This window comes from Synechococcus sp. LTW-G, from assembly GCF_054459035.1.
Map to the genome: position 1 here is coordinate 51398 of NZ_JBTKYW010000002.1, position 14574 is coordinate 65971.

Consider the following 14574-nt stretch of genomic DNA (forward strand, 5'->3'; position numbering starts at 1 on the left):
CGCCCCCAGCATGAGACCCATCAGCAAGGGTGCGAGCAAGACTTGAGCAATCCACAGCTCGCCGAGAACGATTAGCCAAACGATTGAGGCTAGATAGGGAAGGGCACAAAGCGATGGCAGCAACCATCGCTTCCATCGGCTGATTATCAGCCGATGGCGGAGCCGCTGAAGCCGAGTGAGTTGAATCGTCACGCCGTCGCCACCTGATTGATCACCGCCATCATTTTCGGCAATGTTTGCGTCTGATCCCAACGGAGTGCTGTTTGGCGAGCTTGCTGGCCCAAGCGCTGCCTGAGCTCAGGCGCACCTAGAAGACGCAACACACGGTCGGCTAAGCGGTTGGGGTCTTGAATCGGGATCAATACTCCATTTACCCCGTCTTCAATCACTTCCGCTACGGGCATTCCGCTGCTGCCGACAATGCAGCAGCCGCAGGCCATCGCCTCCAGGGCACTCCACCCCAACACAAATGGATAGCTGAGGTAAACATGCACCCAGCTCGCCTGAAACAGAGCCATGAGCTGATCGTGGGGGATGCGGCCCAGGAAATGAACTCGGTTCAGGTCTAACTGACCGTCCAATTCCTGAAGCATCATTTCCCGCAGAGGACGTCCCGCGCCAGTGCCCCCCGCATAGCCAGCCTCATTATCACCAACGATCAAGATGCGCACGGTTGGGTGGGAGGCCTGAATGCGTGGAAGCGCACGCATGAAAGTATCGAAACCACGAAGACGCTCCAAGTTGCGATTGACAAACGTAATCGTCGGCACGGAACGGTTGATCGCAACCCCACGCACTTCATAGTTCACGTCGTCCCTTGGCTTGGCAACGGACGCATCAATCCCCTCATGGATCACATGCATGCGTTCTCCCTGGAACTCAGGCGGAAAACTATTCGCCTGATGCCGTGTGGGCAAAATCCAGGCACTAGCGAAATCCAAAGCCACACGGGTCAGGGCATGCCGGCCAACCTGCTCCAGTTCCTGATCCAAACCAACAGTGGGCTTGAGTGGATCGATGCCATGCCCGCCATGCTCAGGCCTCACCCAGAGCTCAGGCCAGATCACCTGCGGAACACCCGGCAGCACCTGGGGCAACGCGAGCGTTTCACCCCATCCGCTATGGGCTAACACGCAATCTGGAAGCCAACCTTCCGCTATCAACCCCGTGACACAACGGGCAACGGCTTCAGCACGCAGGAGAGCCTCCTCCCACATGGTGGCGCCGAAATGACTGAGTCCGTTGGTCTTCGCCGGCTTGGCGTAACGGAGGATGCGTACAGGCAAGTGAACGGGCCGCTCGTGCGAGCAGATCGCGACCACTTCATGTCCCTGTTGCAAGAGGTAAGGGACCAGCTGACGGAACTGCCCAGGAAAGTTCTGATGGATCAGAAGCAAACGCACGGATCAGGGCGCTCAGCTCGACGTTCTGCCAAGAGTTTGGCGCATGGCGAGTCTGAGGTTGGTCCGGTTCTGCCGCCACCAGTGCTGCACCAGGGCCTGGAGCGCATCAAGCTGCTCGGGACATTGCAGCAGTTGCTGGACCCAAATCAGGGCTTCCTCCCAGGTTTTAAAAATAGGAAAGGGGTTGGCCCCTCCAAGGGTTAGAGAAGCCATGTCCCGTTGATCGACGACGACAGGGATACAGCCGCACTGCAGGCTCTCGTACAAACGAAAGGTGTCAAAATGACGATCCCCGTCGGGACACAACGCAAAACAGCTTTCGAATAAGTGCTCTTGGTAGACAGGCAGTGGCAACCCCTGGGAAAACCCTCTCCCGCCATAGAAATAACCATGGGGAAGAGACCTCAGGAAGAGTGATGCTGCTTTGAGGCGCTGACCGCTAGCCCACAACGTCCCCATAAACGTCCAGGGGTAGGGCCTTGCTGATGCAAGCCGCCGGGAACGTTGGTCGAGTTCTGGCAAGAGAAACTCAACGCGCGGTCCGATGGGAAAGACATGGGCGTGGCGATGCCTGGGATAGGAAAAGTTGCGCCAAATTGGCGTTCCCTCAGGCAGCATCGGATAAAGGTCATCTCCATCCAAACCCTCCTCATCGCTGAGATGAATCAGGCCAAAGCGACCCGTCGACGCCAGGCTCTGAATCCGTTGATGGCGTTGGGACTTCTGGTGCGCAAGCTGGGCGGGATCCGGAGCGCGCTGTAGACGCAACAAACCGGATTCAACCAGAATGACCGGCATGCCTAAGGCAGAAGAACGAGCTGACGCCGTCAACAGCTGTTCTTCAGAAGCAGGGGCCACGAGTGCGTTGATCCAGCCCCGCTCCAATTGCCGGGTGGGATCACAACCCCAAACCACCGACAGCACGTCAGCCTGGTTAACCATGCTCGGCAGGCGCCATCGGTTTTGCATTGGCCATCAAGCTGAGAAACCCAGCCCCCCAATGCTGGATCTCCAAAGCAGAAGCATGGGCATAGGTGGGCTTAAACAGCTGAAACGTCTTGACGAGGCCAAGCGTCGCCGCACTTTCGAGCGGAGAGATAAAGGAACAATCACGGTCGAGCCACCAATCCTGGGAGGACCAATGCTGAAGTTGTGCATGGGTCAAGACAAAACAACCAGCATGGGGGTTCGATGGAGTCTCAAAGCAGACCTCACCCAAGAAAGAATCATTAAGGGTTAATGACTCTGCAGATTGAAGCCTTAATGGATCAAGATCAGCCTTAGCCAGTGGCCCATCCACATACAACTTATCCACGAAAGACGGGATTGGGAGCAGCTCAAATCGCTGGGGCAATAAAACGGAATTTGCGCCATGGACGTCGACAAACCGAGCGATTTTAATAAAGAAAAATGGATCATGGATGATCAGATCATCCTCAAAGTAGGCGTATAGATCGTAGTCCTCTTCAAGCTGACTCTGCAGGTGCCGTTGCAGCTCAAAACCAAGGAAAAGAGGATCCTTCGGTTGAGCTACAACATGCTGAATACGGTTGCGAAAATTAGGGTGAAGCTTGTCGACGAGGTGATTTTTGCCGTCAGTGACCACATGAATATCAATAGCATGACGCTGGGAATGGTTGGCGGCATAGGCAGCCTGGTCAGCCAGATGGAAATGGAACTGGCAACGACCCAAGCGTGACAAGCCAAGAATCTGCTCACGGAGAGCCGCCATGCGAGGCTCCGGGTCAGGCCGTAGGGACTGATGGCGACCACTTCCCTCTGGGTTCCAGTGGTGGAGGATGGCGACCAGAATCTTCATGCAAGGAGGTCTCTGCCGGTGACGCTAACGGCCTCTAACTGGGTGAATGCGGCGGAGGCGCTACTGGGGTCGAGATCCCATGACGCAAGCAGGCTCATCGGGGTTGGAATCCAGATCGATCCAACCTTGCCAACCTCCTATTTCAACCTTGGGCTCAGTCTGCATCATTCAGGGAAGATCGCAGCGGCGATCCGCGCCTATCGGCAGGCTCTGCAACTGTCTGGGCATGAGGAGAGACCCAGTCCAACCTGGACATCAGCGAACCGTAATCTGGCACAGGATCTTCTCTTAATCGGTCAATTTGAGGAGGGCTGGCAACGCTATGAGGATCGCCTAAGAACAAGCCAAAACAGCCTCTTTCACTCACGCTGCGATGCCCCATGGAGTGGAGTCTGTGATCAACGTCCACTCACAAGACTGGTCTTGTTTGCGGAGCAAGGGCTTGGAGACACCTTCATGTTCTGTCGCTTTGCGACGCAACTTCAAAACCGCCTAGACGTGCCCGTCTCGCTGGTCTGTCAGAACGCACTGGTGAATCTGCTTGATCGGGGCACGGGGATTGATGCTGTGGTCTCAAACAGCAACGACCCAACATTGAAGGAACCCGGCAGCCTTTGGTGTCCCTTATTGAGCCTGCCCCATCGCCTCAAGCTTGATCCGAGCACTCTGAGCTCTGATGGGCCCTATATCCAGGTCGATCCCTCAATGGTCGAGCTCTGGCGACAACGGCTGCAACGTCAACCTGGACGGCGTCTCATCGGCTTGCATTGGCAAGGCAATCCAAACCATGAGGGGTCGCTCTATACGCGAGGCCGGTCAATGCCGTTCAAGCACTTCGAACCGCTCAAACAGCTCAACGATGTTGAATTTGTCAGCCTTCAGAAAGGTTTTGGCAGCGAACAACGCACCGACACGTGCCAGCTCCCTTTCGTCAGAGGACAAGATGGCGTCAGTCACAGCATGGACTTCATCGACACTGCAGCGATCATCAGCAATTGTGATCTGGTGATCAGCGCCGATAGCGGTGTCGTGCATCTTGCTGGAGCACTGGGCATCCCGACTTGGGTTGCTTTGCGCCACATTCCAGAATGGAGGTGGGGTCTGCACGGTGATCGAACACCCTGGTACCCCAGTGTTCGGCTCTACCGTCAGCCAACCCACGGTCGTTGGGATGTCGTCATTCAAGCGATGCAGACAAGCTGGCAACAGCAATACCCAGCATGAAACTCCTAGCGCTGACCAATCTCTACCCACCTCAAGAGTTAGGTGGCTATGGACGATGCATCGCCGATTTTGTTTGGGGTCTGCAGGAGCGGGGGCATCATCTCGAAGTGCTGACCTGCGATGAGCCCCACCTGGGTGAGCGATCGACGCACGGTCCCTCTGGGGAGAGGGTGCATCGTGAACTGCGACTGAAAGGGACCTACCAGGGCGGGGTCAGCCCACTACAGGATCCAGACGCCTGTGCCGCGATCAATCAGAGCAATGCCCTCGCCATCTCGGTGTTGTTCGAGAAAGCAGGGCCATTCGATGGAGTGTTGGTCGGCAATCTCGATCTTTTAGGACTTGAAAGTCTTCAACCGTTACTCCCATTCGGTATCCCACTGCTTCACCACGTGGGATTTGTGACTGCTCCATTTCCCGCCACAAGGCTTCCCAAAAGCCAGCACTACCAGCTTGTCGCCGCGAGCCACTGCGTCCGCGAATCCCTGGAACACGCTGGCTTCCCCGCCGATCTGCCTGTGGTCTATCCAGGGGCACGCTGCGAACTCTTTGGCCAGGAGCCGACGGGGCGGGCGCTGCCCCCTCCCCTTGACGGACGACAAGCTGCGCCTGGCCAGCTCGGGACACGGGCCCAACCGCTGAAAGTCTGCTTTGCCGGGTTGCTCATGGGAAGCAAAGGTGCCCACACACTGGTCTCCGCCCTGGCACTCCTGCGGAAACGCGGTCTACACCTGCAGGGCCATTTGGCCGGTGGCCGTTTTCAAAGCGGGTACAGCGAACAGCTTCAGGCTGTTCTGGACGCCCATGGGCTCAGCGATGTCCGTCTGGTTGGACAACTCCATCGAGACAGCTTGGCTCGGCTCTTCCGCTTGCACCATGTGTGCGTGTTTCCCTCGATTCATCCCGAAGCCTTCGGCATTGTTGGAGCGGAAGCCATGGCGAGCGGACTTGCCCTAATCAGCAGTGGGGTTGGAGGCGCCTCAGAACTGTTTGACGATCAAGTGAGCGGACTGCGGTTCCAAGCAGGAAACGCCGACGATCTTGCGAACAAACTCGAATGGTTGTGCCACAACCCGGAACGCTTGATCGCCATCGCAAAAGAGGGTGAACGCGTTGCTCAAGAACGTTTCTCAGTGCGTGCCTCAGCGCAGCAACTGGAAGCCTTGTTCAGCCAAACGGTCCAAAGCCATGGGGACGTGCTGTGGCTCTAACCAAAAGGAGACACAAAAAACCCCACGATTGGCATCGTGGGGTCAGTGTTTGTCCTCCGCCGGACCCAGGCGGGAACCGCCATCTACCAATCCTAGCGTCTGATCTCAAGCTTGCACACTAGATGCAGTGGTGCTTGCCGTACCTCCGCTCATGGGATGAGCTCGGCGATCACCTGCCGCAGGGACGAGCGCCAATGCAAGGGGGCCATTGCCAAGGCATCACGGGTGCTCGTGCAGTCCAGTAGGGAATAACTCGGGCGCTGGGCTGGCGTGGGGTAGTCCGCTGTGCCGATCGGGCGGATTTGCGCCGGATTCGTAAGCAAGCCCGATTCTTGGCCAAGCTCTGCAATCGCCACAGCAAAGTCGTACCAACTGGCGGTCCCCGCATCGCTCCAGTGATGGATTCCACTGATTTCACGCTCCAGCACTGACCAACAGGCAAGCGCCAAGCCGGCCGTTGCAGTGGGACAGCCCACCTGGTCGGCGACCACCCCTAACTCCTCTCGCTCCCTCAGCAAACGCAACATGGTGAGCAGGAAGTTGCGGCCCACCGGGCCGTAGACCCAGCTGGTGCGCATAATGCAAAGCCGCTCGGCCGCAAGAACAGACGCCGCCTGAACTTCACCGGCGGCCTTGCTCGCTCCATAGACCCCCAACGGATCCAGCGGCTGATCCGGCCGATAGGGCGCACCTTGTGCTCCGCTGAACACGAAGTCGGTACTCAGCTGCAGCAGGCGTCCCCCCGTTGCAGCCAAGGCTGCAGCCAGGGCGCCGGGCGCCGCAGCATTCACCGCGTGGGCAAGGTCCGGCTCCCGCTCGGCGGCGTCGACTGCCGTATAGGCGCCTGCATTCACCACCCAATCGGGCCGATGCTCCTCCACCAGTCGCCGGCACGCTGCTGCGTCGGCCAGATCCAACGCGACGGAACCATCACCGCCCATCCGGGTGGTGATGATGCATTGCACAGGGCGCCCAGCGATCACAGCGGGTGCCCTGCGGCACAGCGCCTGCCCCAGCTGGCCAGCTGCTCCGGTAAGGATCACCTTCATCGCTCTTAGACCCATCAGCGGAAGAGATCCTCAGCCGAGAGATCACTGAGAAGCGGAGCCGCCGCATCCTTCTCGGAGAGCAGAGGAGCCATGGGCAGCGGTTCATCCTGCTGAGGCTGCCAGCGGATCGCCAGCTGCGGATCGCTCCAACGAATGGCACGCTCGCAGTCCCGATCCCAGAAGTCGGTGGTTTTGTAGAGCACCTCCGCTTGCTCGCTCAAGGTGATGAAGCCGTGGGCGAAACCAGCAGGCACCCAAAGCTGCTGGTGATTCTCGGCACTCAAGGTCGCCCCGACCCACTGGCCAAACGTGGCCGAAGCGTGGCGGATGTCCACCGCGACATCAAAAATCTCGCCCAGGACACAACGCACAAGCTTCCCCTGGGGGTGGGGGGGCAGCTGGTAGTGCAAGCCGCGCAGGACGCCTTGCGCTGAGCGGGAGTGGTTGTCTTGAACAAACTGGGGAACAGGCTGGCCGTCGGCCTCAAGGGCCAGCGCAAACGCACGCTGGTTCCAGCTTTCGAAAAAGAAGCCCCGCTCATCGCCAAAGACCCTGGGGGTGAACAACAGGGGACCTTCCAGGGGAAGACCTCGGCAGCCGATCAACCGTTCAGATGTCATTGGACGCCTCCAGAAGCTGGAGTAGGTAACGGCCGTAGCCACTTTTCAAGAGCGGCACTGCCAGCGTCTCCAAGTGATCGCCGCTGATCCAGCCCATGCGCCAGGCAACCTCCTCGGGGCAGCCCACCTTCAAACCCTGACGATGCTCCAAGGTGCGGATGTAGCTGCCGGCCTCGTGGAGCGAGTCACAGGTGCCGGTGTCGAGCCAAGCCATACCACGGCCCATGAGCTCCACCTGCAGCTGGCCATCCCGCAGGTACTGGCCATTGAGATCGGTGATCTCCAACTCTCCCCGCGCTGAAGGCACGACCTGCTTCGCGCGCTCCACCACGGAGTCGTCATAAAAGTAGAGGCCCGTCACCGCATAGCGGGACTTGGGCTTGGCGGGTTTCTCCTCAATGCTCAGGACCTGGCCATCAGAGGAAAACTCCACGACGCCGTAGCGCTCCGGGTCCCGGACCGGATAAGCAAAAACCGTGGCCCCCTGGGCGGTTGCGTTGGTGCTGCGCAACTGAAACAACAGGTCGTGGCCGTGGAACAAGTTGTCCCCGAGAACGAGGGCCGCGGGAGCACCCGCCAAAAACGCCTCGCCAATCAGAAACGCCTGAGCTAACCCGTCGGGGCTGGGCTGCACCGCATAACGGATCTCCATGCCCCAGGCAGAGCCGTCCCCGAGCAAGCGCTGGAATGCGGCTTGGTCATGGGGAGTGGTGATCACCAAGACCTCCCGAATCCCCGCCAGCATCAAGGTGCTAATGGGGTAGTAGATCATCGGCTTGTCGTAGACGGGAAGTAACTGCTTGCTCACCGCCTGAGTGATCGGATGAAGCCGCGTCCCCGAACCACCGGCCAGAATGATGCCCTTGCGCTCCTGAGCCAAGGTTGTCCGCCCGCTGGGAGGATGTTGGCATGGAAGGGACCAGGCTGATCCTGCATGCCCCGGGAGCTCCAGGACTGCGCTGGCTCGGCATGGGACCGGGCTGGAGACCCACCCGCGGCCTGTTCAAGCTGCAGCGCCTGTTCAACCAACACGCCTTTTGGGCGGAGAACCGCTCCATCGATGAACTGCGACGCATGCTCCAGGGCAGCGCAGCCGTCGCCAGCCTGTGGCAAGGAAAACGCCTCGTGGGCTTTGGGCGGGCCACCAGCGATGGGATCTACCGGGCCGTGCTCTGGGATGTGGTGATCCCCGAGGACCTCCAGGGCAAGGGCCTGGGCCGGCTGCTGGTGGAGGCCCTGGCCAATTCTCCGCAGCTCAAGGGAGTGGAGCGGGTCTATCTGATGACCACCAACAGCGCCGGCTTCTACAGGCAGCTGGGCTTTGAAGAGGTCGCGGGACAGCGGCTGATGCGCCGAGACAACTAGGCCTGGGGCAGGGCCGTCATCAGGCTGCCCATCTCAATGGCCTGGAGGCCATAGCTCCAGCCCAAGTTGCTCTTGATGCCAGCCCGCTCCAAGGCCTGCTGCATCGTGTCGGTGGTGAGGACACCAAAGATCACCGGCACGCCAGAGTCACGGCTCACTGCCGCAACACCTTTGCTGACCTCGGAGACGACCACATCGAAGTGGGGGGTGTCGCCGCGGATCACAGCTCCCAGAGTGATCACCACTTGGTAGCGACCGGATTGGGCCAGGCGCTGCGCGACCAACGGGATCTCGAAACTGCCTGGAACCCAGGCCACATCCAGTTGGGCGCTGCTATCGGAGGTATCAATCCCGTGACGGGAGAGGCAATCGAGACAGCCGCTCAGGAGCTTTGCTGTCACCAAGTCGTTAAAGCGGGCGACAACTACGGCAACCCGCAATCCAGACGCGCCGGAAAACTGGCCTTCAAAAACGGTCACGTCAGCTGAGCTCGCGATCTGCTCAGCCTAAGCAGGCGCTGATTAAGCGACGAAGAAGCTCATGCCCCAGTTGACCAGCACCAGGGCAACCCAGGCGATGCTGCCCAGCAGGATCAGGCGGTTGGAGCGACCGCTGGTGTCATCGCTCGCGTACAGCACAGGAACCGCCACGATCAGAGCGAAGGACATCACCACCAGGGCCAGCACTGAAAGGGTGTTGAGGATCGTCATGGAACTGGGGGTGGCGTCCTGTCAGTTGGCAAATCCTCCCACGCAGGTTGGAGGCCCCTGGGGTTCCTTCACAAGTTGTGGCGCGCCTACGATCTGACCGCGTTGAAGACAGCCTGCCTGTGGCCGACCAAACCGAGTTGGCGCTGCAGGGCTCGCTGTTCGGACTCGAGCCAGAGCCAGCCGCAATCCAACCCAAAGAAGCTGTCTCGGAGCTGGATCACGAGGCCCTCGAGCGGGATGCCCAGTCCAGACCACGGGTTCGGCAAAGCACCGCTGAGGAACAAGAAGCCGTCGTCACCGAGGACCGCAGCACAAGCGACGACCTGCCGGCCTGGCACCACCACAGCCTGGTGGACCTCGAGCAGCTCACACCGATGCTGCGCCACTACGTGGAACTCAAGGCAGAGCATCCCGAGCGGGTGTTGCTCTACCGGCTCGGGGACTTCTTCGAGTGCTTTTTCGAAGACGCCATTGCCCTATCCCGCCTGCTGGAGCTGACCCTGACGGGAAAAGAGGGCGGCAAAGCAATCGGACGGGTGCCGATGGCCGGCATTCCCCATCACGCCGCCGAGCGCTACTGCGCCGACCTCGTCGGGCGCGGCTTCAGCGTTGCCCTCTGCGACCAGGTGGAAGAGGCCGCTGAGCGCAGCAAAAACGGCGGAAAGCCGGCGCTGCTCAAACGGGAAATCACGCGGGTGCTAACCCCAGGCACGGTACTGGAGGAGGGGATGCTCACAGCCCGCCGCAACAACTGGCTCTGCGCGGTGGTCTCTGAGCAACAGCGCTGGGGCCTGGCCATCGCCGACGTGAGCACAGGCGAATTCCGGGTGACCGAACGGGAGGGCAGTGACCAACTGCACCAGGAGCTCCTGCAGGTGGAAGCCGCTGAAGTGCTCTGGCCAGCACCTGAGGACGGAAGTGAACGTCCTGCTTGGTGTCCTACATCCCTGCAGCTGACGCCCCTCAGCCGCACCCCCTTCGCCCTGAACGAGTCGAAAACGACCGTTCTGGAGCGCTTTGCACTGGCCAGCGTCGATGGCTTGGGCTTAGGGGAACAACCCTTGGCCCTGCGCGCCGCCGGTGGTCTGTTGCGCTACCTCAGCGATACCCAACCGGGCTGCGAGATCCCCCTCGAGCTGCCCACGACGTGGACTGCCGGCGACCAGCTGGTGCTCGATGCAGCCACCCGGCGCAACCTCGAGCTGACCAAGACCCAATTGGGAGGTGGACTGCAGGGGTCGCTGCTCTGGGCCCTGGACCGGACGATGACGGCCATGGGAGGCCGATGCCTACGGCGCTGGATCGAGGCTCCCCTGGTGGATCTGGAACTGATCCGCTCCCGCCAAGAAGCGATTGGGGAACTGGTGAGCGGCAGCCAGGCCCGCAGCTTGCGGCTGGGGGTACGCCGCCTGCTGAGGCCCATGGGCGATCTCGAGCGACTCGCCGGACGGGCCGGCGCGGGAACCGCATCTGCCCGAGATCTCGTGGCCCTGGCCGATGGCCTGGAGCGACTCCCCGCCCTCGCTGGCCTACTGGGCAAGGTCACCAGTGCACCCCTTGTGGCCCTGGCGAGGCCGTGGAGCGAACTTGAGGCCCTGGCTGCTGAGCTGCGACACCAGTTGCTGGACACCCCACCGTTGACCCTGACGGAAGGCGGTCTGATCCACGACGGTGTGGACCGCCAACTCGATGGCCTGCGCAACCAACTGGACGACCAAGACGCCTGGCTGGCCGAGCAGGAGCAAGCGGAACGGCTGAACAGCGGCATCAGCACCCTCAAGCTCCAGTACCACCGCACCTTTGGCTACTTCCTTTCCGTCAGCAAATCCAAGGCCAAGGACGTTCCGGACCACTGGATTCGCCGGCAGACCCTGGCCAACGAGGAACGCTTTGTCACACCCGAGCTGAAAAACCGCGAGGGGCGGATCTTCCAGCTCAAAGCGCGGGCGGCCCAGCGGGAGTACGAGCTGTTTTGCCAGCTGCGTCAGCGCGTAGGCGAGCAGGCCGGGCCAATTCGCTTCGCCGCCCGGCTGGTGGCCGAACTGGATGCCCTGGCGTCGCTGGCGGAGGTGGCCGCCACCTCTAGGTACTGCAAACCGCAACTAGTCCCCGACAGCCGCTGCCTGGAGATCCAGGGGGGACGCCACCCCGTAGTTGAGCAACTGCTAGTGGAGGAACCGTTCACGCCCAACGACGTCAGCCTTGGGGAGGGCTGTGACCTGGTGGTGCTGACCGGACCCAACGCCAGCGGCAAGAGCTGCTACTTGCGCCAGACCGGACTGCTGCAGCTGATGGCTCAGATCGGCAGTTGGATCCCAGCTGACGGGGCGCGACTGGGCATCGCCGATCGAATCTTCACCCGGGTGGGGGCAGGGGATGACCTGGCTGCGGGCCAATCCACCTTCATGGTCGAAATGGCCGAGACCGCCAACATCCTTCACCACGCCAGCAGTCAATCGCTGGTGCTGCTGGATGAGATCGGCCGAGGAACCGCCACCTTCGACGGCCTCTCAATCGCCTGGGCCGTGGCCGAGTACCTCTCAGGCGAGATCGGCGCCCGCAGCATCTTTGCGACCCACTATCACGAGCTCAACGCGCTGGCCCAGCAGCGCAGCAACGTCGAGAACGCTCAGGTGCTGGTGGAGGACACCGGTTCAAGCCTGCGCTTCCTACACCGGGTGGTCAGCGGCGGCGCCAACCGCAGCTACGGCATCGAGGCCGCTCGGCTCGCCGGCGTGCCGGCCCCCGTGGTGCTGCGGGCGCGTCAGGTCTTGAGCCGGATTGAGGCCAACAGCCACGTCAGCGTTCAAGCGGACGCCGCCTGATCCAACCAAGCCCTGCGCAACAGGGCGTTCAGCGCCGCACCCACCAAGCCAGCACCACCGCGGCTGCCGTCCAGACGGATCTGAGCTAAGCCGCTGGCAGCGAGATGGCGCTTGCTCTCCGCCACGCCCACGAAGCCAACGGGCATGCCAATCACCAAGGCAGGCGCTGCCACCTGGTCGGTACGGACCTGCTCCAACAGCAGCTCCAAGGCCGTTGGTGCACTGCCAATCAAGACGACGGCGCCCGGATGGGCGCGCAGGGCCTCTTTCATCCCCACCGCCGCTCGGGTCCCGCCCTCGGGAGCCCGCTCAGGGGCCCAATCGAGCACGCTGCGCACGACGTTGCCAAAAGTCCGCTTTGCCATCGGAGCCACCGCCGCCGCGGCCATGGCGGTGTCCGTCAGCACCGGCGCCTGGGCACTGAGTGCCGAGAGACCGAGTTCACAGGCCTGAGCTGAAAACGACACCCCCCGAACCAGGCTGAGGTCGCCACTGCTGTGGATCAAGCGCAGCACCACATCCCGTTCGGGAACCGATAAACCCTCCAGAGCCCCATCGGGCAAGGCCGCTTCGATCAGACGCAGGCTCTCGCTGAAAATCGGATGGTCAAGTCCCATGGCGACAAGCATGCCCGGCTGAGACGATCCAAGAAGAACAGATCGAGACATGGACGAGGTGAGCGCCGCTGCGCGGTTTGGCGTGCAAGAGGCCCGTCAACGCTTCCCAGAACTCCTGGATCGGGCCTCCAAGGGAGAGCGGCTGGTGATCCAACGCCACCGCAAGGATCTGGCAGCGATCGTCCCCTTGCAGGACGCGGCCGGTGGGCCCAGCAGCCAAGAGGCGATGGAGAACCTACTGAGCCTCAAGGGAAGCGCCAAGGAACGCAGCGCTCGGCAGCGGACGTCTGGGATCGCCCGTGTAAACGCACGCTTTCAAGCCAGACAACTGGGACCCGGCAGCCGCATAGGGCTGGATGGCAGTGCGCTCATTGCCTTTCTGCAGGACGACCCAAACACCAGCCGGGTGCTCGAACCCGTCCTTCAGGGCATCGCCCAAGGCAGCTGGCAAGGGGTGATCAGCAGCATCAGCCTGATGCAGGTCATGGAAACTGCCTTGCGTCAAGGGGATGAAGCACTGGCCTTGCGCTACAGCACCGCCTTTGCGAACCCCAGGCAGTGGCTGCAGGTGCCGATCGATGGGGATCTTGCCCTGGCTGCCAGCCGATTGCAGCATCAGGAACCGGAGCTGGAACTCCACCAAGCCATCGAACTGGCCACCGCGATTCAGAACGAGGTGGCCGTCTTGGTCACAGCCGATGGGGATCTAGCGCAAACTGCACTGCACCCTGTGCTGCCATGCCGATCCATCTGATCTGGGGCGACGACGAAGCCGCGCGCAGTCGGGCCGTCGAAGCACTGGTCAAGAACCAGGTCGATCCCTCCTGGCAGAGCATCAACCTCAGCCGCCTAGATGGCAACGATGCCAATCAAGCCGCTCAAGCCCTGGAGGAAGCACGCACAGCCCCCTTTGGCGGGGGCGATCGGGTGATCGTGTTGCAGCGCAGCCCCTTCTGCAATCAGTGCCCGGCTGATCTGGCGGAACAGTTGGAGGCCACTCTGAACCTGGTGGCGGAGCAATGCCATCTGGTGTTGGTCAACGCCGCCAAACCGGATGGGCGGCTCAAAACCACCAAGACCCTGCAAAAACTGGTCAAAAGCGGCGAAGCCAAAGAGCGCAGCTTCCAACTGCCGCCGATCTGGGATGGATCAGGGCAAGTGGAACTGGTGCAACGCACGGCCCAGGAGCTGGGCCTGAAACTGCAGCCCGATGCCGCCCAAGCCCTGAGCGATGCCATCGGCAGCGACAGCGCCAGGCTGGCTAGCGAGCTAGAAAAACTCTCCCTCTACGCCGGAGCAGGCCAGGCCATCACCGCCCAAGCCGTGGACGCGCTGATTGGCAGCCAGGCCACCAATGCCCTGCAGGTGGGCGATGCCCTGCTGGCGGGGCAACCTGCGGCGGCCGTAGCGCTGGTAGATGTACTGCTGGCCGCCAATGAGCCCGCCCTACGGATCGTGGCCACCCTCTGCGGGCAAATCCGCGGTTGGCTCTGGGTGAGCCTGCTGGATCAGCAGGGCGAGAGCGATGTCAATGCCATCGCTAAAGCTGCCGGGATCGGCAATCCCAAGCGGATCTACGTGATGCGCAAACAGATCCGAGGTCGCAAACCCGAACGCTTCCTCGCTCTACTCAGTCAGCTCCTGCAGGTGGAGGCCAGCCTCAAGCGCGGCGCCGACCCCGGTGATGCCTTCCGCGATGGCTTCCTACTGACGACATAGGACAATCGTCGA

Annotated in this window: 15 protein-coding genes; 6 read left to right on the forward strand and 9 right to left on the reverse strand. The window is 61.3% G+C overall.

The genetic code is table 11. The annotated features are described in order from the left end of the window. Positions 1-188 precede the first annotated feature (188 nt). Genes ACXIQ9_RS04265 through ACXIQ9_RS04275 form a run of 3 tightly spaced genes read right to left on the reverse strand, consistent with a single transcriptional unit; the run spans position 189 to position 3135 of the window. On the reverse strand, positions 189-1403 hold the full coding sequence (locus tag ACXIQ9_RS04265; protein ID WP_459015847.1) for a glycosyltransferase: 1215 nt from the start codon (positions 1401-1403) through the stop codon (positions 189-191). A 12-nt stretch (positions 1404-1415) separates the two neighbouring features. After that, positions 1416-2345: an exostosin domain-containing protein gene (locus ACXIQ9_RS04270; RefSeq protein ID WP_459015848.1), complete on the reverse strand. Its 930-nt coding sequence runs from the start codon at positions 2343-2345 to the stop codon at positions 1416-1418. Continuing rightward, the gene (locus tag ACXIQ9_RS04275) at positions 2338-3135 is read right to left on the reverse strand and encodes a hypothetical protein (protein ID WP_459015849.1); all 798 of its coding nucleotides are present in this window, start codon (positions 3133-3135) and stop codon (positions 2338-2340) included. The genes ACXIQ9_RS04270 and ACXIQ9_RS04275 overlap by 8 nt, the downstream gene beginning before the upstream one ends. Before the next feature lie 30 nt (positions 3136-3165). Between ACXIQ9_RS04275 and ACXIQ9_RS04280 the strand changes: the two genes are divergently transcribed. Both ACXIQ9_RS04280 and ACXIQ9_RS04285 read left to right on the forward strand, forming a co-directional pair. Further along, on the forward strand, positions 3166-4446 hold the full coding sequence (locus ACXIQ9_RS04280) for a glycosyltransferase family 9 protein (RefSeq protein WP_459015850.1): 1281 nt from the start codon (positions 3166-3168) through the stop codon (positions 4444-4446). Beyond that, positions 4443-5657, forward strand: a complete 1215-nt coding sequence (locus ACXIQ9_RS04285; protein WP_459015851.1) for a glycosyltransferase family 4 protein — start codon at positions 4443-4445, stop codon at positions 5655-5657. Before ACXIQ9_RS04280 ends, ACXIQ9_RS04285 begins: the two co-directional genes overlap by 4 nt. Before the next feature lie 149 nt (positions 5658-5806). Here the strand turns inward: ACXIQ9_RS04285 and rfbD are convergent, their stop codons facing one another. The 3 genes from rfbD to rfbA are packed head-to-tail and all read right to left on the reverse strand — an operon-like array spanning position 5807 to position 8206. Beyond that, entirely contained in the window at positions 5807-6706 is a 900-nt protein-coding gene (gene rfbD / locus ACXIQ9_RS04290) for a dTDP-4-dehydrorhamnose reductase (protein ID WP_459015852.1), read from the reverse strand. 14 nt (positions 6707-6720) lie between these two features. Next, on the reverse strand, positions 6721-7326 hold the full coding sequence (gene rfbC / locus ACXIQ9_RS04295; protein WP_459015853.1) for a dTDP-4-dehydrorhamnose 3,5-epimerase: 606 nt from the start codon (positions 7324-7326) through the stop codon (positions 6721-6723). Further along, a complete protein-coding gene (gene rfbA, locus ACXIQ9_RS04300) occupies positions 7316-8206 on the reverse strand; it encodes a glucose-1-phosphate thymidylyltransferase RfbA (RefSeq protein WP_459015854.1) in 891 nt (296 codons plus the stop codon). Before rfbA ends, rfbC begins: the two co-directional genes overlap by 11 nt. A gap of 29 nt (positions 8207-8235) precedes the next feature. Between rfbA and ACXIQ9_RS04305 the strand changes: the two genes are divergently transcribed. Then, positions 8236-8691 carry a GNAT family N-acetyltransferase gene (locus tag ACXIQ9_RS04305; RefSeq protein WP_459016087.1) on the forward strand — a complete coding sequence of 152 codons (456 nt, stop codon included), beginning with the start codon at positions 8236-8238 and terminating at the stop codon, positions 8689-8691. On the opposite strand, the gene ribH is transcribed toward ACXIQ9_RS04305, so the two are convergent. Then, positions 8688-9170: a 6,7-dimethyl-8-ribityllumazine synthase gene (ribH, locus tag ACXIQ9_RS04310; RefSeq protein ID WP_459015855.1), complete on the reverse strand. Its 483-nt coding sequence runs from the start codon at positions 9168-9170 to the stop codon at positions 8688-8690. The genes ACXIQ9_RS04305 and ribH overlap by 4 nt on opposite strands. 42 nt (positions 9171-9212) lie before the next feature. Further along, on the reverse strand, positions 9213-9401 hold the full coding sequence (gene psbZ, locus ACXIQ9_RS04315; RefSeq protein WP_010314175.1) for a photosystem II reaction center protein PsbZ: 189 nt from the start codon (positions 9399-9401) through the stop codon (positions 9213-9215). 113 nt (positions 9402-9514) lie between these two features. Between psbZ and mutS the strand changes: the two genes are divergently transcribed. Beyond that, positions 9515-12226, forward strand: coding sequence for a DNA mismatch repair protein MutS (mutS, locus tag ACXIQ9_RS04320; RefSeq protein ID WP_459016088.1), 2712 nt, complete (start codon positions 9515-9517; stop codon positions 12224-12226). Here the strand turns inward: mutS and ACXIQ9_RS04325 are convergent. Next, the gene (locus tag ACXIQ9_RS04325) at positions 12208-12843 is read right to left on the reverse strand and encodes a precorrin-8X methylmutase (protein ID WP_459015856.1); all 636 of its coding nucleotides are present in this window, start codon (positions 12841-12843) and stop codon (positions 12208-12210) included. The two genes, mutS and ACXIQ9_RS04325, sit on opposite strands and share 19 nt — an antisense overlap. Positions 12844-12892: 49 nt before the next feature. Between ACXIQ9_RS04325 and ACXIQ9_RS04330 the strand changes: the two genes are divergently transcribed. Both ACXIQ9_RS04330 and holA read left to right on the forward strand, forming a co-directional pair. Further along, the gene (locus ACXIQ9_RS04330) at positions 12893-13597 is read left to right on the forward strand and encodes a type II toxin-antitoxin system Phd/YefM family antitoxin (RefSeq protein ID WP_459015857.1); all 705 of its coding nucleotides are present in this window, start codon (positions 12893-12895) and stop codon (positions 13595-13597) included. Beyond that, the gene (gene holA / locus ACXIQ9_RS04335; protein WP_459015858.1) at positions 13582-14562 is read left to right on the forward strand and encodes a DNA polymerase III subunit delta; all 981 of its coding nucleotides are present in this window, start codon (positions 13582-13584) and stop codon (positions 14560-14562) included. Before ACXIQ9_RS04330 ends, holA begins: the two co-directional genes overlap by 16 nt. The last annotated feature ends 12 nt before the right edge of the window (positions 14563-14574 follow it).